Raw genomic sequence first — 17,544 nt, forward strand, 5'->3', positions numbered from 1 at the left:
GAAATCAGGAAATCGCTAAACCAGATCATCACGCGCAAGATGCTCCAAGGAGGTTTTGCACCCGCCCGGACTGGTGATCCGGTCCGGGCGGGGGAGCTACGTCATCTTTTTTGCTCAACGGAGGAAAACATGTCGTTTCGACCGCTTCATGATCGAATTCTTGTCCGCCGGGTTAATTCGCAGGAAAAGACCCAAGGTGGGATAATCATTCCTGACACGGCGAAGGAAAAGCCCCAAGAAGGCGAAGTCGTCGCGGTAGGCGCCGGCACTCGAAATGAGGTTGGCCAAATTCAGGCGCTTGACGTTAAGGCTGGCGATCGCATCCTGTTTGGCAAATGGTCGGGCACAGAACTAAAGATCAATGGTGAGGAACTCTTGATCATGAAGGAAAGCGATGTCTTTGGCATTATCGAGCATGCGGCCGAGCAGAAAAAAGCTGCCTAACGCGAAAATTTATCAATTCAATCCATCAGTCAGATAGCTGCCTATTGAGGAGTTAAAAAATGGCTGCGAAAGAAGTCAAGTTTCACACTGACGCCCGGGAACGCATGCTGCGTGGGGTCGACACACTTGCCAATGCCGTTAAAGTAACCCTTGGCCCAAAGGGACGTAATGTCGTGATCGACAAATCCTTCGGTGCCCCACGCATTACCAAAGACGGCGTTTCTGTCGCCAAGGAAATTGAACTGGAAGACAAGTTCGAAAACATGGGCGCGCAAATGCTGCGCGAAGTTGCTTCGAAGACTAATGATCTTGCCGGTGACGGTACTACCACTGCCACCGTTCTTGCCCAGGCGATTGTCAAGGAAGGCGCAAAGGCGGTTGCTTCAGGTATGAATCCAATGGACCTAAAGCGCGGTATTGACCTTGCGGTCGATGCCGTCGTCAGGGAATTGAAGGCAAATGCGCGCAAGATTACCAGCAATTCTGAGATCGCGCAGGTCGGTACGATTTCTGCAAATGGCGACGAAGAGATCGGGCGCTATCTTGCGGAAGCGATGGAGAAGGTAGGTAACGACGGCGTCATCACCGTCGAAGAAGCCAAAACTGCCGAAACGGAACTTGAAGTCGTTGAAGGCATGCAATTTGACCGAGGCTATCTATCGCCCTACTTCGTTACCAATCAGGACAAGATGAGGGTCGAACTCGAAGATCCATACATTCTGATCCACGAAAAGAAGCTGTCGAATTTGCAGGCTATGCTGCCACTGCTTGAGGCTGTGGTCCAGTCGGGCAAGCCACTTCTGATCATCGCTGAGGACGTCGAGGGAGAAGCTCTGGCGACGCTTGTCGTTAACAAGCTGCGCGGTGGTTTGAAGATTGCAGCCGTAAAGGCACCGGGCTTTGGCGATCGACGCAAGGCGATGCTCGAAGACATTGCCGTACTGACCGGTGGCTCTGTTATCTCGGATGATCTCGGCATCAAGCTCGAGAACGTTACGTTAAACATGCTTGGCAGAGCTAGGAAAGTGGCAATCGAGAAGGAGAGTACGACAATCATTGACGGCGTAGGCTCTAAAACCGAAATCGACGCTCGGGCTGCACAAATCCGAACGCAGACCGAAGAAACCACGTCAGATTACGACCGGGAGAAGTTGCAGGAGCGCCTCGCCAAGCTTGCCGGCGGTGTCGCTGTGATCCGTGTCGGCGGCTCGACAGAAGTGGAAGTAAAGGAGAAAAAAGACCGGGTCGACGACGCGCTGCATGCGACCCGCGCCGCTGTTGAGGAAGGCATTCTGCCGGGCGGCGGAGTAGCCCTCCTGCGGGCGGTCACGGCACTCGACAATATCTCGGCTATCAATCAAGACCAAAAGGTCGGTATCGATATCGTGCGTCGCGCGATCGAAGCGCCGGTTCGGCAAATTGCCGAAAATGCCGGGGCGGAAAGCTCTGTTGTCGTCGGGAAGCTTCGCGAGCGGACTGACCACTCATACGGTTGGAACGCGCAGACCGGCGAATATGGCGATCTCTACGCCCAGGGCGTCATTGATCCCGCCAAAGTGGTGCGCACTGCGCTTCAGGACGCGGCGTCCGTTGCCGGCCTTCTAGTTACAACCGAAGCCATGATTGCCGAAAAACCCAAGAAGGAGATCCAACCTGCCCCTGCTGGCTCAGGTATGGACTTTTAATTATTGAAGACATGGCCCGCTCTCCCGAGCGGGCCATGTATACTCCAGATTGCCAGTCAAGAAACCGAGTCGTCGACGAAAATACTCCTAATTATTAGAGCTCCCCCTCGTTGTTAACGACGTGGAGGAGCTGTCGTTGTTCAAGTCTTAATAACGCCGAACAAGCGGCAGCATTGCTAGCGACCCGATCATCGTGGCCCCGACGAGAAGACCAAGCCCTGCATCAAAAGTTCCTGTCTGCGCGATCAAAAGACCAATGGCCAGTGGAGAAAGAGCACCGATTACATTGCCTATGCCGTTAAATGCACCGACCCCTGCTGCAAGCGCGCGAGAAGGCAGAATTTGAGAAGCGAGAGCAAATAACGGCGGCAAGGACGCCCCCCAGAAAAATGCACTGAACGACAGGATGATAGCGGCCGTTTGTGCATCGGAAACCTGGGATACGACGTACATCAACGCACCTGCCATGAAGAGACCGACAAAACAGATAATCGCTCGCTTTCCAATCTTATCGGACAAAATTGCAGCTGTCGCTTCACCCAGGAACATCATAAAAAACGGCAAAAATGAATAGAAGCTGGTCGCACGGGGATCAAAGCCTCGCGCTTTGGTGAGATAAGTTGGAAGCCAGCTGTTCAAGCCCCAAAGATAGATAAGGGCCGCGGAATTAAAAATTACCAACATCCAGAAGCGCCAATCCTTATAGAACAGCGTGACCTGAGATAGATAAGTCGGCTGGTTCTCGAGAGATTGTTTTGGCTGTTTGGGAACCGGAATAACACTGGGTGGATTATCACGAACCCACAAGAGAACTAATGGCAAAATGACAAGCAGATTGAGCGCCGCAAGCGAGAAGAAGGCCCACCGCCAGCCAAATACCGTTTCTAGATAGATCATGATCGGAAAACCGATTGCAGAACCAAGGGGGCTGCCAATCATCCAGATGGAGTTTGCTCGCGCTTGCTCGTTTTTTGGAAACCATCGCTTTACAAGCGAGTTGGTAATCGAGAACTGCGGGCCTTCAACAACCCCGAGCAAGATGCGTAGGCTTAACATTGCGGTGAAGGAACCAGCCCCACCCATCAGCAACATAAAGATGCCCCAGCATGTAGCGCTGACTGCGAGCGATCTACGGAGGCCGAACAGATCGCCTACAAAGCTTAGCAATACGCCCGAACAGCCATAGGCAAACACAAAGGCGGTCATCAGAAGCCCTAGAAGTGCCGGATTGAAGCCAGTGCCCATGGCATCGAGGAAATCCTGATTTGTAAACAGTACCGCTACGCTGATACGGTCGAAGAATGCTGAAAGCACTGCAAGAAATAGTATTCCAGCAATGAACCATCGCTTTCGTGATGGTGCTGCCTCTGCCTGTCTGATCATTTCCATTGTTCCACCTCTTATTGTTAATTGTACGGCTAGCTCATTAGGTCGGCCGCATTCTCATGTTAGTTATGTTCAGTTCTTACCTATGCCTCGTACCAATTTGCGTATTGGGGCCCCTACAGGCACTTTACGTTTCAAGCAGCCGACGGATGTGAGTCTGCTGCATTGAAACGTTCTCCGTGGCGTGCAAAGACGAGATATTGCCCCTTGAACCATGGCTCTTTGGCCAGTTCATTGCGCCAGGGTGTTTTACGCGCGACCTCCCGTGCGGGGCTTTCAAGCGCGGAGAGATCCTGAAGATGATGCAAGGCCAAATGGGTGTATCGCTCGGGGTGACCGTCGACGATCCGGTATCGTCTGCATCCAAGCCAGGCATCGCAATTAAGCAGATGCGGAACATGGTCCTGAACATACCAGTCGTTGAATTCCCGCTCGCGGCTTTCGGGGACGGTAAACATGACTGCATAGAGGAACGGGGATGCAAGGAATTGCGCATCGCTTATCCCTTGCTGCAGCTGCCAGCTTAGAAGCTTACCTGTGTGCCGGGTGAAACCCTTCACGTTTTTGAGCATCCACGCAGTCTGTTCAGACGGGTTTGCTTTTATCTCCGTATACTCCGATGTTTTCAGCGCGCCGGGAGATCGCATATCGTAGACTGCAAGATATCCGCCGGTCTCTGTATTCTGGTATCGCTGGGCGCCCACGAAGCCCGGTGCATTCATACGGATGGGTATGTGATGGGTGTCGTACCAGGCATTAAACTCATCCTCCCATGAGAGATCGGGTGTCATTTCAGAGAATAGTACGGCGTCGATTTTCATGAGGCTTGCTCCAGTGATAAGCGGGCGCGTTAATGCGACGCTCCATCAAAATTCTGCACGATATTGGAATGGGCGGTACGTACCGCGCGAATGCCCCGCGGTGTATTGCGGCTCGCGCCGACAAAGCGCGGCACGCCAGCCGTCACCACAGCGGAAACGGCAGGAATATCACCATTGATGATCGCGCTGTATGCATCGGGCTGTGAGCCGCCTGAACCTGCGTCAAGCAGAATGATATCTGCGTCGCGCCCAGCAGCGATAATACCCGAGTTCAGACCGAAACATCGCGCATTATTGCCTGTTGCCGCGGCAAAGGCGGTTTCTGGCGCGATGCCCTTCAGAGCAACAAGGTGTGTAATAGTGTAAAGCATCCCCAGCGGCATGATGCCTGAACCTGTCGGTGTGTCCGTTGCTATCAACAGGCGGTCCAGCGTGCCAGATTGGGCCATCTTGTCTGCAATGAGCAAGGCCGTACGTAGGTTTCCGGCTGTGCAAAGCTGCATTGCAACATTGGTTTCATGGATCAACCGGTCAAAGCCAGTTTCAGGTATCGCTACAGGGCCGCCATTCACATGGAAAGAAACATCTGGTTGCATGGCAACCAAATGTTCCGCCCAAATACCTGATGATCCCGGAATGGAAGCGCCGCCAGTATGGACCATGGAGATCAGTCCGTGCTTTCTTGCACTTTGTATGAGCGGCACATAATCGTACGGCGTCTCGAAAGCACCAAACCCGGCCTTGACCAGCTTTAGTCCAAGCCCCGCCATTTCTGCGATGTCGTCATCGGTGAGGCCTGGTTCAAGGATGAGTGCACCGGCATGCACTTTCATACCACCAGGACGGAAAGTTTCGAAACACTTCATCGCAGCCAACGCCAAAGCCTTGACACCAGCAGGATCTTTAGGACGCCCCGGTGTGTGAACTTCGGACGCTGAGATCGAGGATGTTACGCCGCCATGAACATAACTTTCCAGAAAACCAACCGTCTTCTGGCGCGGCGTGTAATCTCCGAACGTGATATGGACATGTGAATCAATGAGGCCGGGTGCCGCAATGGTTCCGGCAGCATCAATAACGACATCCGCGGCTGCGAGCAGAGCATTGTCTAGTGTTCCAACTGTTTGAATAAGGCCATCTTCCATATATATGGCCTCTGCTCGCAGGAGAGGGTTTTCGATATCTCCGGTGAATACCTGTCCGATATTGACGATGGCCGTTTTCATTCCCAGCTCCCGTTGTGTAATCAGGCAGTCTTTGCCTTGCGCGCTTCAACTTCTTCATGGGTCAGGCCACCGACCCGGGCATTCAAGCGCTTGCCGCTGGACGCGCAGAAAATGATTGCGATCTCATCGTCCTTCGGACCACCGGGAACGGTTACCGTCATGCCGTCATAGTGCGAACGCACATAAACGTCATCCTTGTGGTTCATTGGAATGTCGATCGACGCACCGGGTGCTGCGATTTTCTGAAACGAGGAAATCCAAGCTTCGCCGCCACCAATCTGTTCGCGAATGGGGTTAGCAAAAATGGTAGTCAGCAATGCATTGGCATGTTCGGCCTCACCCCGAAGCCCGACAAGACCGCCTTTGCCGTACCCTTGCACCGGAAAATTGCCCATAACCTCGACAAGCTTCTGCCCAACGAGCAAGCCAAGTTCGGGGCTGACATCGATCATCGCCTTCAGGTCTTCACCCTTAGTACCAGCAAGAGGGTTCTCGACGATAAAAATTACCGCGGCTTTACGGAGCGGTATATCTACACGTGATACGCCTTCTTCGAAGGTGTCATCTACCTGGGTCAGTACGCGTCGAATATTGAGATTCATTGTCTATTGTCCTTGGAATTACGGGTGGATACGAGCTTAGACTAGTGGCGGTAGAGACAGGGCCTTATCGACCAACTCGGTTGCTCGCTTGAAATCGTATCCACGGTAAACATTCATCTTCACGAGATGTGATGCGCCACCATAGAACTTCTCATATTGCTGGTGTCGATTGCCGAATTCGGAGCCGATGAAGTCCCAAGCCAAGCGCATGAGGGCTATGCGATCTTTCGCATTGGTCGCGCCTGATACATAATAGCGTTCTATATCGGCGGCGGCGTCGGGAATGGTGTAATCCCGGTCGCTGGAGGGGAGTGTCAACATACCGGCGCCCGTCATCTCGCGTACCATGTCGACAAGTTTGGGATTAATTTCCGATTGCAGCGCCATGATGGAATGAAGGGCTGGTTTCGATGGCCAGAGAACACCGTCTGCATCGAATTCCGCGACAACTTCCTGCGCCTTGAGCATCGTATCGACTATCGTGACGTAAGAAGCCAGTTCTCCCATGACGACCATCAATGGCGGGTTCTTGTCATGTCCCGTCACTTCATTCATCTTTTTGGCGAGGCCCGCCAAAAAGCGAAGTTTGGTTGCATAACGCGCTTGGGCTTGAAGATTGCCATAGGCGTGTGAAGGCGTCTGCCACCATTGCTGGAATGTCACTTCTAGGTTCTTATAAGCAAAGACATGCTCCCAAGGCACGAATACATCGTCGAAGACGACGAAACTGTCACTTTCATCGAAGCGAGCCGTCAGCGGATACTCGTCAGGATCAGCGATATTGATCGTATAAGGCTTGCGAACATAGAGCTTAACGCCCTTGGCCGTGGTAGGAACGGCAAGTGAAACGGCGTAGTTCTCTTCACCGGGACGCAACGGGTGAATGCAGCTTAGATGAATATAGTCGGAAAACACTGCCCCCGTGGCCAGTTGCTGTGCACCGGATATATAAATTCCATCCGCTGTCTCGCGCGTAACGCCTGCATAAAGCGTCGGGTCGGCCTGTTCATTGGCAGGTTTTGAGCGGTCTATCTGCGGCGGCACGATGGCATAGGTGACGTAAGCATGCATTGCGCGCAAATGTTCATAGAAACGGACAACATTGTCGGCAAAACGTTGTCCGCCGCGAGCAAAGACTTCGGGCTTGGCTGCGAAGCCGACGAAAAAGCCTGCCACGTGATCTGGTGACCGGCCCATCAGACCGAAAGTCAGCTCAGCCCATTTTTCAGAAGCAATCCGTTTTGCCTTCAGATCCGCATGGGATTTCGGAATCTGATAGGCCCGTAACACCGGCTGGCCATCAATCGGCGACGGATAAGTCATAATCTCACGATTTTCAGGCGCCGCTGCAAAGTCATACAAACGGGCTATTGAACGTGCCGCATTAGCAAAAACGGGATCTGACGAAGGGTCAGTGACAACCCGGCCGTCAACAACGATATGCCGAGGCGTGCTGCGTAAATCGGCCAGAAAACTTTCACCCGTTCTCAACGGCTTGGAGGGAAATATATCCTGGGTGGCGGCAAGTGCTGAAGTTTGCATTGTAATGTTCTCGTTACGCAGTGAAAAGATTAGGCGGCTTCGACGGTGCGGTACCGGCCTTTGAAGAAAATCAGCGGGGAGGATTTCTCGAATGTTTCGTAGGCGATGACGCGACAGATGAAGATCATGTGATCCCCACCTTCGACAACTTGGAACTTCTCACACTCTATATGTGCAAGCGCATCCTCAAGAAGCGGCACGCTTGTTGTGCCCATGCGATGTCTCGTGCCTAGCCATTTGTCGGCACCTTTGCTGGCAAACCGGTTCGACAATTCGGTCTGGTCTGCGGACAGAAAATTGATGCCGAAGGTTTCTGCAGCCAAATAGACTGGAAGCGACCTCAACTCATTGGTGAGCGAAAACATCACCAGGCAGGGATCGAGTGAGACGGAATTGAATGAGGAAATGGTAACGCCCACCTTCTCCGATCCAGCGTCCGTTGTCGTCACGATCGCAACGCCAGTAGGAAAATGACCAAAGAGGTCCCTTAACTCTCGGTGTTCCATGTCGAGTTCCCTTTGTTATTTATATACATCATGTAGCTATTTTATGTAGGTGTCAAGTGAATGGAGTTTCCTGAGCTCATTTTTTTTGTTATGGTCTTTTTATTGAATGCAGAGGCGATTATTGTCTTTGGATTCAATGATTTAGTTCACCGAAGCCAGGGCGGTACAAGGGGCGCAGATCATTTGTAACGTCGAACAGGGGTCTGCAATTGAATAGTCCGAAGCGATTCGATGCGAGAGAATCTCATTTTCCACCTGCCACCGTTACGTTGGCCGAACATCTCAAAGATGGTTCGTGCAGGGATTTCAGGCATTCGATTTATCTTGTTGTTCACGCAGCTGCTCGTCTCACGGAAATGCGCACGGCATTTGCGGAGGAGATTTCGGTTACCCCCAATCAATTCCTCATCCTGATGTGCATCGCCTATCAAAGCGAAACTGAGGGCTTAAGTATTGCCGCTTTGGCAAACGAACTGGGTCTCGCTTCGACACATGTTACGACCGATGTGGGTAGATTGACGCGTGCCGGACTACTAAAGAAACGTCCACATGAGACCGATAAGCGAAGCGTGTTAGTGACGCTTACCGATCAGGGGCGCGCAGCGATTGAAAAAGTGGTGCCCCTGGTGCAATTCGTGAATGACATACTTTTTAATGACGTATCGCGCGAAGAGCGAGAAACGATGTCGCGCGTCGCGCTTAAACTGATCCGAAATGGAGAGCGCGCTGAAACAGAGTTGCGAATTCGATCGCTCGGAAAAATTAGCACGTCAGACAGCAGTTAAAAGGGGAAATCTTCCTTCGCTAGTTTTGTTAAAAGACTTTTCATTAGCCTAATAGAATGAAATTAGTACGCGCGGTGTTACCGACGATCTAGCAATTGTGCGACATATCGATATGTCGCTCCATCAAAGATCACGGGTGGCGATTAATGGAATCAGCCCCTCACGCGTTATGCAAAGTGCAGATCTCCCTTGCATTGGAAATGCTATATGAACTCTGGCCACTGGCAATCAGTCTTTGAATGACTGGAACAGGGCAGGAAGCGGTCGGAGGGAGCTTTGATTGCCAGTCTGAATTATTTTCGCTGCCTGAACCGGACAAGCGGAATCTACCTGAAGCTGACGTAAACCCAAACCGAAATTTTGCCAGAGGGCCTGCCGAAGCTATTATACTTGTGGCCCTTGTTATGAATAATTTGCGAAGCGAATGTCACAGGACCTCCACCAAAATCCAGATGGTTGACCCGAAAGCCTGTCGTTTGATCTCATAACCAGGCTAGCGCTCGTGGACAAAGGTTGACTGAGGAATCAATTTTTGATTCAAGGCTGCCATTTGGAGGCTGCTTTGGGCGAACGGAAAGGTTTGACAGACGAGGAATGGTCGGTAATCAGTCCGCTTCTACCTGCTGAAAGTGGGCGTGGATGCCGCCCTGCTCAGGACAATCGGCGTTATTTCGAAGGCATGCTGTGGATGGCGCGCACAGGAGCGCAATGGCGGCATCTGCCTGATGAATACGGCAAGTGGAACAGCGTCTTCCGCCGATATCGACGCTGGGTCGAGACCGGTGTTTTCGAGGCAATGCTTGAGACACTGGCCGAACTGGTGGAACGGGATCGAAGTGCCGACATGATCGACAGCACCGTCGTCCGGGCACACCATTGTGCAGTCGGCATAAAAAGGGGACTCAAGAGACCGAGGCACTTGGCCGATCGCGCGGCGGTTTCACAACCAAGCTCCATGCTCGGTGCGATGCGAAAGGCCGACCGCTTGGCTTCGTCCTGACGCCCGGACAAACGCATGATACCCAGGGCTTCGCGCCGTTATTCCGGATGATCTCCGACCAGATCGAGGCGTTCCTCGCCGACAAGGGTTATGACGCTGACGCCATTCGCGACGAGATCGCCAGCGCCAATATCGAGGCCGTCATTCCGACAAAAAGCAACAGACGCCAACCAATCCCGCACGACAAAGCCAAATACAAATGGCGCAATCAGATCGAGCGCCTCTTCAACAAGCTCAAGAACTGGCGACGGGTCGCAACCCGCTATGACAAGACCAAGGAATACTACCTCGGTTTCGTCGCAATCGCTGCAGTCAAACTATGGATACCCTTTGTCCACGAGCGCTAGATGACAACGGCTGTGGCTCCAGCTTTGCTTCTGTCATCCACTCGTGTTTATTGTCGGCCCTCTCTGGCAACAACGCGGGATGCTGAAAGGGAAATAATTAAAGCTCCGGAAGGAGCTTTTTTTATTGCCGCCCGTCAGTCTCCACCGCCACCATCGCCTCCACTGCTATTGCATGAAGCGCTGCCACAATCGTTTCCGTAATGTCCGTCAGATGAATCCTCTTCGTCTTCATCTGAGCGGCCGCTATGGCGCACTTCGTATCCGGACGCTATCCCGTTGGACGCACCGAGAAAGTTATTGCGAATACGAAACGATTTGACAGGGTAACGGTGGCGACGACGACGACAATACGCTGTCAGATAGCAGACAAAGTCTTAAAAGAAAGCGAGATCGCAGGGGGATAGGTTTGATTGGCTTTCAAAGAAGCAATCTCCCCTGTTGCCTAACTCATGCAAATACGTATTTTAGGGACAGATAATCAACTGAGGGGCAGCTTTCGTTTCTACGGGGCGCATCGTTGCAATTTGGCCGCCTAGCCACGGATTGAACATTCATGACCAACGTGCTGATCCTGCAACTGCTCGCGTTTTCGGCATTTCCTCTCTATTTCACGACCCTTTCAGGACCGCTTCGTCAAATTCATTTCTATATCTATATCGCTCTCGTTCTGCTTATCGGCGGCTATCTCGGAAACATATTCTCCCTGCAGGTTGCCGATGGCGTCGTCATATCTGGGGGGAATGTCTGTTACAGCGCCTTCATGATGACATGTGTAATGTTTGTCTGGATCGAGAAAAATGCGTTCATCCTTCGGCACCTCGTCAAGCTTGTGATCCTGGTCGACATCTTCAATATCGGCTTCTCATTCCTTGTTCATTCCATTTTGACAACGAACGGCACCATCAATCCACATGGCGTTCCACCTGCGATTTTTGAGGTTTCGGTGCCGCTGATCCTTCTCGGCGGCGTCCTTATCGTCACAGAGTTATTGCTTCTGCTGTTCATTTTCGAACATACTAAGAAACGGGTATCGTCGCTCTTTCTTACAGGAGCGATATATCTCTTCTCCTTTATACTTGTGCTGGTTCTGGACGGCGTCGTTTTTCCGTTCATTGCTTTCGGCATCAATTCTGAAATCGTAACTCTCGTGATCGGTGGACTGAGCGGGAAAATCCTGACGGCTCTCACGTTCAGCTTGCCCTTGGCTTTGTTCATGGTTTGGCAACGCAGAGCCTTCGTCGATTATCTCCAGAGCGATACCATTCGCTGGCGGCTCCTCGTGTCCTCCAGTTCCGACCTGATCAAGGAAATGGCCCAAAAGGAACAAGATATACGACATGGGGATACCGTTTTTCGAAATTCGACCGAGGGTCTCGCAATTGTCGATCAAACAGGCACCGTTCTCAAGGCAAACCCAGCCTTTTCGAGAATGCTGAATATCGCGATGGACGCGTCACGGCCGAAAATCATTGATCTGGAGAACCAAGTCTCCCAGGTTAATGGCAGACCTATCAATTTGCCCAAGGAACTAAACGGCAAATGGCGTCGTGAAGTTGTGTTTGGAAAGGAAGAGCGGCGTTTCGGTATCCTTTCGATAACCCCGGCCGGAAACGATGTCGGAGGAAAGGCCACTTACGTCTATTCGTTGACGGATATTTCGGAGCAGAAGAATGCCCAGCGTGAATTGGAATATCTCGCCTTGCATGATCAGCTCACGGGCTTACCTAACCGCCGTGCACTTGACAAGTTTCTTGGTCGCCGCCACGACACCCCGTTTGCTCTTGTCATTATAGATCTTGACCATTTCAAGGATGTGAATGACAGCTATGGACATCTCGTCGGTGATAAGGTTCTGCGGGTCATTGCCAGCAGACTTGAAGAAGTTCGAAAGAAATTCGTCGACGAAAACAACATGCTGTGTCGGCTCGGCGGCGACGAATTCGCTTTCGTCATCAACACTGCGGGTCAAACGGATATTGAGGGGACTCTGGAAAGCATCAGAGCGACGTTGGACCAGACTATTCGGGTCAATGATGGTATTGAAGTCTTTTCGTCGGCAACCATAGGCGTCAGTTTCCAGACGCCGCAAGGGGATCGTGATCCATTGCTTGAAGCTGACGCAGCATTGTATGAGGCCAAACGAACCAGACGGGGCTCCGTCGGAGTCTATGAAGATAGGCTGACGTTGGAAAGCCAGAAGCAGATGACGCTTGGCCTGAAACTCAAGCACGCAATTTCAAACAACCAGCTTGAAGTCTACTATCAGCCACAGTTCGATGCTGTCAGTCACCAACTGAGGGGCGTTGAGGCTCTTGCCCGATGGACAGATACTGAGCTCGGACCGGTTCCACCAAGCGATTTCATTCCCGTCGCCGAACGCATGGGCCTCATCGATGCCCTTGGAGATTACGTTCTGAAGCGAGCATGCCAAGACGGGCAGGAATGGCTGGGGGCCGGATACGACCCGGTCAGGATAGCGGTTAATGTCTCCGCCAGCCAATTACGGTTCGGTTGTTTTACATCAGTACTGAAAAAGACCTTGTCCGACACGGGTTTTCCTGCAGACAAGCTGGAAATCGAAATCACGGAATCTTCATATATCGAGAGGGAAGCTGAAGTCGCGTCTCTGCTCAGCGAGCTAAGGGCAATCGGTGTCTCTATCGCAGTTGACGACTTTGGAACCGGATATTCCTCTTTGTCTTATCTTCGAGAAATGCCGTGGAACGCCATCAAGATCGACCGCAGTTTCATTACTGATATTCCTAATGACACCAAACAATGCAACCTAACGTCCGCCATCATAAGACTCGCAAAGGAGATGTCATTCACCGTAGTGGCAGAGGGCGTGGAAACAAAAGAACAACTGGATTTTCTGGTCAGCGAAGGATGCGATCTAATCCAAGGGTATTATTTCTTGCGAGCATTGCCCAAAGAGGGGCTAATTGAGCAGTTAAAAGACAACTCCTCCTTCGCTATCACGTAATAGTGTCACGTGGGTCATGGGTGCGACTTATTCGCTTCCGATCAATTTTCGATCATTCGGTATAAAGTCCTATGCAGTTTGCATGGCAGGTAAATCCGATAACAACAGAATAATATTTGAGATACTTCGGAGAGAGTAAGGTGCGTTAAGGAACATGATGGCCTATAGGCCAGAACCGTTTCTCAGATCACAGCTCCGTTTTACTTGAATGATCGCAAACGAAGACGACTGTAATGTGTCTGCGAACCTGCCCCTCCCGAGGGCTGTTTGCCTTTGAAATATCCCTTCTGCCATTTCTCTTGCGCGGCTTGCGAGGCTGGATCGGCCAGATCGGCATTGAAGGCATTTCGGCGCTGCGACCAGATTTTGAATTCGCGTTCAAGGTCGGGTGCGTCGGAGAGCTTACGGATGACAGGTGTGACATCTTCGAGGCTGCCGCGCTGAAGCGGAAAAATATGGCAAAATGGTTCATCCACCCCGAAGTGTACGCGGTGGTTCGGACGCGTGAACTTCCAGTTCATAGTGAAGGTATAGGGCATAGGGCGACCAGTCGGTCTCGATCACGCCTGAAAGTGGCGCGATGCCGTCTTTCGGTCGATTGATTGGTCCCGTGACGAATAGATCGACGCCTGGTTCCGTCTGGAAAAGGCAGGGAATATGGAAGGTCAGGGTTCCACCACGGAAATGGCTGATAGCCGGAGGTGTGCTGCCGAGCGGTCTAGCTTTCACATGCACTGCATCGATGTTCGGATGACCGTCCCAAATCGCAGAGAAAGCGCCTGTACACAAGATTTCCCAGCCATGGGCATTCGCTATGTTCAATGGCAAACAGCGATAAGCAAACCGCTGATCGCTGTCATCCATCCATTGCCGCTCGACTGGTGCGGGCCGGATGCGAACCTCGTGCCCATCGACGACATAGGCCGTGAGCTGCTTCATCCGCTCAGCCTACCATTTGACCCGCAAGCCGAGATTGCCGCCAAATCCGCGTTCGTTATCTCCATCCAGACCGGTTGTATAGCGCACAGCACCATAAGTGCTGACATTTGCAGAAAGCTGGACGGAGACACCAGCGCCCAGTTCAAGCGAAGTGCCTTCTTTGTGGTCATGGAGCCATCGTTGAACTGAGTGGCATAGCTTGAGGAAAAATTATGCCACAGGTTGACGTCGACGAACGGTTGGACGGGCACCTCGTTGATCGTCGTATCGGCTTCCAGTCGCAAGCCAAGACGTCCTGTCCAGCTGTTGGAGGCATCGTAGTCTATGCTCGAATATTGATCGTATGTGTCGTCGAAATCGACGCGTTGCCATATGATCTGGGCCTGAGGCTCAAGCTTCCAGCCTCCCCCAAGGGCGAAGGGATACCCACTTTCGAGCGACAGCAGGATCGAGTCGCCAGAAAGATCCGCTCCGGCACCATAATTCGAAACAGCTTCTCCATCGAGCCAGTTGTACATTCCATCAGCATCGACATACCAGCCGGAGGGGCCGATATGTGTCCAGTATGCTCCAATGCCGTCCCCATCTATATCGAGGCTCCCGCCATCGAGCTGACGGACGGTGCACAGCGGCAATCTAGGTGAGATTCGTATTGCCTCATCAGAGAATGCTCCCAAACGGATAGCACATTGCCTCAGCAGAATGCTCCCTATCCTCCGGTGAACTCTGGTAGCTGATCAGCTTCGCCAGGTTCGATTCCGAAGATCATTCTATGCGCGCGATCGCGGCGCCAGCCTTTCACCCGTCGTTGCACCGTACGGATTAGTCCATCAGGATATTCACCTGGATGAATGGTTTGAAGCCGCTCCAGTAGCTCCCGACCGGTTCTCCATGGCTCAGCTTCAAACCAACTGTAAAGATCATTCGTGACGTTAACCAGCGGGTCAGGCCGCCGTCGCTCTCGTTTTGGTTTTGGCTTCGCTTTCGCTGTCGGACGAACTTCGCCCTCCGTCCACGCGATACGCAGGCTTCGCAAAAAGCTCTCGACATCGGGAGCCTCAGTTGAAGGTGTTCCCTGGTGCGCGATGTCGGCAAGCCGCTGTTGTCCTGCACGAATGTCGCGGAGGAGCTTTACAGGATCGAGTTGTTTACTCATGTGCAACAAGCGGTCGCGTACCTCCACCGCCGTCCTTGCATCCGACAAAAGCCGTTGATGTGGCGTCGCGGGAGAAGAGTAGAGCTTCTTGACCATCGCACCATCTCGCTGCTTTCCCCGCAATTTAAACGATGGTTGAAAGAAGTTCACGAACAAGCGTACCGAACGATAAAGTTCCGCGAGCGTCGCCGCAGCTTCGACACCTTCATACCGATGATAGCCAACAATACGGCGGACGACCGATCCGTTTTTCTGCTCTACATAAGCCTGATCATTTTTGCGATATGGTCGACAGCGAGTGAATTCGATATCTGAATCAATGCAATAATCCCTGATCGTCTCGTTGATGAATACGCTATCGTTATCTGTATCAAAGCCAAGCAGCGGGAACGGCATTACGCGGCGAAGCTCGGTCAAAACTTCCGTCAAGAGCTTCTGTTCGCGAACAAGCAGAGGCGCGCATTCGGTCCAACCGGTCGCAATATCGGTAAGGACAAGAGTTTGAATAAAGCTGCCGCGTGCGTTTGGACCGGAGTGCGACACCAGATCGGCCTCGATGAAGCCAGGTGCGGGATCACCCCAGTCGGAGAACTTTCGAATTGGGACACTCCGCTTCAATGCCGATGAAGCAACGGAACGTCGACGTCGACGGCCGCCCGCTGTTTCGCGCACGCTTTTCAATGCACGATCGATGGTAGCCGCACTCATCTGTAGCAAAAGTGTGCGGACCTGATCGTCTAACTTCAAATGGCCATGCTGTTCCATCGATGAGATCAAAATTGGCAGCAAGGGCTTCAATCGCTTGCTACAGATTCGGTCGGAGGCTTCCCATGCTACGATCAAAGCCTGCCGGGTCGCCTCGTCATAAATCTGCGCTCGCCTTCGCGACTGCGACTGCTTGTCGGTCCCGCGCAGCAGCCGCATCGCATGTTTGCGATGCATTCCACTTATCGAAACAAACTGGTCGAGGATCTGCGATTTTTCCTGCCGCTTTCCAGCCGCATAGCGCTTTGCCAGAGCAGCAATCAATTCATTTTTCGTCGTCACGCTGATCAACCTCATCTGATTTGCTCCGCACCCACAAATGCCGGGAGCAAATCAGATGAGGCAACAGCCAACAATCAGGGAGCATTTCTCGTGAGGCAATGCGCGTCTCATCCTGATTGTCGCGCTATAAGAAACACCATACGCGGGCTCAGTGTGACCGCATCGGTATCCAGCAACTCGCCGAGCAAGAATCGTAGTCGAGCATGCCGTTGTGCGACGACATGCCCGCGCTCCAAAAGTAAGCTTCTGTTCTGGTTGGTCGCGAAGTGCGTTCACCGCACAGGCGGTCGCGTACGCGGTGGAGTTGCGGCTTCGGCGATCGCCTCTGCATCACGGTCGTCGTTCTTCTGTGTCTTGACGTAAGGCAGCACAAGTACCTCCCTCCATTCGTGAGAGAGGACTGTAGCATCAAAGCCTAGGATCAAACATCTAAGCTATTTCGCTGGAATTATTGACTATCGCTCGAACGGCTCGCGGTGAAATTTTGTATTTCTTTGCAATCTCAGAAATTGAGGTTTTTCTCATAAACGCGCTTTTAATTTCCTTTCTCTCATTGCTTTTCACCTTTCGCGGGCGTCCGATGTGCTTTCCCTTCAATCGAGCCGCCTCCATACCAGCTCTGGTTCGTTCGCTGATCAGCGAACGTTCAAACTCGGCCAATGCTGCCATGATGTGAAATATTAGCCGTCCACCGGAGGACGTCGTATCAATACTCTCCGTTAACGACTGGAACTCAACTTCCTGCATTCCAAGATTGTTAACAAGTTCAACGAGGTTAACGAGAGACCTACCGAGTCGGTCAAGACGCCAAACCACCAATGTGTCTCCATCTGAAAGCTGCTCCAGCGCGTCCTGAAGCCCTGGTCGGTTAGATACTTTCCCAGAAATGCCTTGATCCGTATATATTTTGCGGCATCCTGCCAATCGAAGCGCATTTAACTGCAAATCAAGGTGTTGGTCGTCTGTAGAAACCCTCGCATAACCAATGCGATCTTTCTCTTTTTTTAGAGTTACTGGTTTGGTCTGCTTCTTTTCTGTTCGTGGGCGCATAGTAAATATTCTGAGGTTTGCCATT

15 protein-coding genes and 2 pseudogenes are annotated in these 17,544 nt (G+C 52.1%); 5 read left to right on the forward strand and 12 right to left on the reverse strand.

From position 1 onward, the window contains the following. Positions 1 to 129 precede the first annotated feature (129 nt). Positions 130 to 444: a co-chaperone GroES gene (locus tag WIX40_RS20250; RefSeq protein ID WP_339442374.1), complete on the forward strand. Its 315-nt coding sequence runs from the start codon at positions 130 to 132 to the stop codon at positions 442 to 444. Positions 445 to 503: 59 nt separating this feature from the next. Further along, entirely contained in the window at positions 504 to 2,129 is a 1,626-nt protein-coding gene (gene groL / locus WIX40_RS20255; protein WP_339441740.1) for a chaperonin GroEL, read from the forward strand. Between the two features lie 147 nt (positions 2,130 to 2,276). Here groL and WIX40_RS20260 read toward each other — a convergent pair whose 3' ends face one another. From WIX40_RS20260 to WIX40_RS20285, 6 genes are all read right to left on the reverse strand, one after another. Next, positions 2,277 to 3,518, reverse strand: coding sequence for an MFS transporter (locus tag WIX40_RS20260; RefSeq protein ID WP_339441742.1), 1,242 nt, complete (start codon positions 3,516 to 3,518; stop codon positions 2,277 to 2,279). Between the two features lie 131 nt (positions 3,519 to 3,649). Further along, the gene (locus WIX40_RS20265; protein ID WP_339441743.1) at positions 3,650 to 4,336 is read right to left on the reverse strand and encodes a hypothetical protein; all 687 of its coding nucleotides are present in this window, start codon (positions 4,334 to 4,336) and stop codon (positions 3,650 to 3,652) included. 29 nt (positions 4,337 to 4,365) lie between these two features. Continuing rightward, positions 4,366 to 5,562, reverse strand: coding sequence for an amidohydrolase family protein (locus WIX40_RS20270; protein WP_339441744.1), 1,197 nt, complete (start codon positions 5,560 to 5,562; stop codon positions 4,366 to 4,368). Positions 5,563 to 5,582: 20 nt separating this feature from the next. Continuing rightward, positions 5,583 to 6,164, reverse strand: coding sequence for an amino acid synthesis family protein (locus WIX40_RS20275; RefSeq protein WP_339441745.1), 582 nt, complete (start codon positions 6,162 to 6,164; stop codon positions 5,583 to 5,585). Positions 6,165 to 6,200: 36 nt separating this feature from the next. Beyond that, positions 6,201 to 7,706: a 4-hydroxyphenylacetate 3-hydroxylase family protein gene (locus tag WIX40_RS20280; protein WP_339441747.1), complete on the reverse strand. Its 1,506-nt coding sequence runs from the start codon at positions 7,704 to 7,706 to the stop codon at positions 6,201 to 6,203. 29 nt (positions 7,707 to 7,735) lie between these two features. Continuing rightward, complete coding sequence (locus tag WIX40_RS20285; RefSeq protein WP_339441748.1) at positions 7,736 to 8,212, reverse strand: flavin reductase family protein; 477 nt, start codon at positions 8,210 to 8,212, stop codon at positions 7,736 to 7,738. 209 nt (positions 8,213 to 8,421) lie between these two features. Here WIX40_RS20285 and WIX40_RS20290 point away from each other — a divergent pair, with 209 nt between their 5' ends. The 3 genes and pseudogenes from WIX40_RS20290 to WIX40_RS20300 all read left to right on the forward strand — a co-directional run bounded on the left by WIX40_RS20290 (position 8,422) and on the right by WIX40_RS20300 (position 13,327). Next, a complete protein-coding gene (locus WIX40_RS20290; protein ID WP_339441749.1) occupies positions 8,422 to 8,997 on the forward strand; it encodes a MarR family winged helix-turn-helix transcriptional regulator in 576 nt (191 codons plus the stop codon). Between the two features lie 580 nt (positions 8,998 to 9,577). Beyond that, positions 9,578 to 10,344 (forward strand): annotated as a pseudogene (locus WIX40_RS20295) (IS5 family transposase). A 553-nt stretch (positions 10,345 to 10,897) separates the two neighbouring features. Next, the gene (locus WIX40_RS20300) at positions 10,898 to 13,327 is read left to right on the forward strand and encodes a putative bifunctional diguanylate cyclase/phosphodiesterase (RefSeq protein WP_339441750.1); all 2,430 of its coding nucleotides are present in this window, start codon (positions 10,898 to 10,900) and stop codon (positions 13,325 to 13,327) included. A gap of 200 nt (positions 13,328 to 13,527) precedes the next feature. On the opposite strand, the gene WIX40_RS20305 is transcribed toward WIX40_RS20300, so the two are convergent. The 6 genes and pseudogenes from WIX40_RS20305 to WIX40_RS20330 form a co-directional block, all read right to left on the reverse strand. Then, positions 13,528 to 13,866 (reverse strand): DUF6065 family protein, encoded by a 339-nt coding sequence (locus WIX40_RS20305; RefSeq protein ID WP_339441751.1) that lies wholly within the window; start codon positions 13,864 to 13,866, stop codon positions 13,528 to 13,530. After that, positions 13,796 to 14,266 carry a DUF6065 family protein gene (locus WIX40_RS20310; protein WP_339441753.1) on the reverse strand — a complete coding sequence of 157 codons (471 nt, stop codon included), beginning with the start codon at positions 14,264 to 14,266 and terminating at the stop codon, positions 13,796 to 13,798. Before WIX40_RS20310 ends, WIX40_RS20305 begins: the two co-directional genes overlap by 71 nt. Next, on the reverse strand, positions 14,263 to 14,901 hold the full coding sequence (locus WIX40_RS20315) for an autotransporter domain-containing protein (RefSeq protein ID WP_339441755.1): 639 nt from the start codon (positions 14,899 to 14,901) through the stop codon (positions 14,263 to 14,265). The genes WIX40_RS20310 and WIX40_RS20315 overlap by 4 nt, the downstream gene beginning before the upstream one ends. Positions 14,902 to 14,975: 74 nt before the next feature. Next, entirely contained in the window at positions 14,976 to 16,484 is a 1,509-nt protein-coding gene (locus WIX40_RS20320) for a DDE-type integrase/transposase/recombinase (RefSeq protein WP_176074623.1), read from the reverse strand. A gap of 107 nt (positions 16,485 to 16,591) precedes the next feature. Beyond that, positions 16,592 to 16,840 (reverse strand): annotated as a pseudogene (locus WIX40_RS20325) (IS110 family transposase); the annotation flags it as partial. 58 nt (positions 16,841 to 16,898) lie between these two features. Beyond that, complete coding sequence (locus tag WIX40_RS20330; RefSeq protein WP_339441759.1) at positions 16,899 to 17,543, reverse strand: recombinase family protein; 645 nt, start codon at positions 17,541 to 17,543, stop codon at positions 16,899 to 16,901. Position 17,544: the final 1 nt, after the last annotated feature.

It is taken from the genome of Ochrobactrum teleogrylli (assembly GCF_037482325.1).
In the GTDB taxonomy this organism is placed as follows: Bacteria; Pseudomonadota; Alphaproteobacteria; order Rhizobiales; family Rhizobiaceae; genus Brucella; species Brucella teleogrylli.

Excerpts from the sequence above, each read along its gene's own strand:
- WIX40_RS20330 (WP_339441759.1), bottom strand. The coding sequence starts at position 17,543 with ATGGCAAACCTCAGAATATTTACTATGCGCCCACGAACAGAAAAGAAG.
- WIX40_RS20260 (WP_339441742.1), bottom strand. The coding sequence starts at position 3,518 with ATGGAAATGATCAGACAGGCAGAGGCAGCACCATCACGAAAGCGATGG.
- WIX40_RS20265 (WP_339441743.1), bottom strand. The coding sequence starts at position 4,336 with ATGAAAATCGACGCCGTACTATTCTCTGAAATGACACCCGATCTCTCA.
- WIX40_RS20305 (WP_339441751.1), bottom strand. The coding sequence starts at position 13,866 with ATGCCCTATACCTTCACTATGAACTGGAAGTTCACGCGTCCGAACCAC.
- WIX40_RS20280 (WP_339441747.1), bottom strand. The coding sequence starts at position 7,706 with ATGCAAACTTCAGCACTTGCCGCCACCCAGGATATATTTCCCTCCAAG.
- WIX40_RS20285 (WP_339441748.1), bottom strand. The coding sequence starts at position 8,212 with ATGGAACACCGAGAGTTAAGGGACCTCTTTGGTCATTTTCCTACTGGC.
- WIX40_RS20320 (WP_176074623.1), bottom strand. The coding sequence starts at position 16,484 with ATGAGGTTGATCAGCGTGACGACGAAAAATGAATTGATTGCTGCTCTG.
- groL (WP_339441740.1), top strand. The coding sequence starts at position 504 with ATGGCTGCGAAAGAAGTCAAGTTTCACACTGACGCCCGGGAACGCATG.
- WIX40_RS20275 (WP_339441745.1), bottom strand. The coding sequence starts at position 6,164 with ATGAATCTCAATATTCGACGCGTACTGACCCAGGTAGATGACACCTTC.
- WIX40_RS20300 (WP_339441750.1), top strand. The coding sequence starts at position 10,898 with ATGACCAACGTGCTGATCCTGCAACTGCTCGCGTTTTCGGCATTTCCT.
- WIX40_RS20250 (WP_339442374.1), top strand. The coding sequence starts at position 130 with ATGTCGTTTCGACCGCTTCATGATCGAATTCTTGTCCGCCGGGTTAAT.
- WIX40_RS20310 (WP_339441753.1), bottom strand. The coding sequence starts at position 14,266 with ATGAAGCAGCTCACGGCCTATGTCGTCGATGGGCACGAGGTTCGCATC.
- WIX40_RS20270 (WP_339441744.1), bottom strand. The coding sequence starts at position 5,562 with ATGAAAACGGCCATCGTCAATATCGGACAGGTATTCACCGGAGATATC.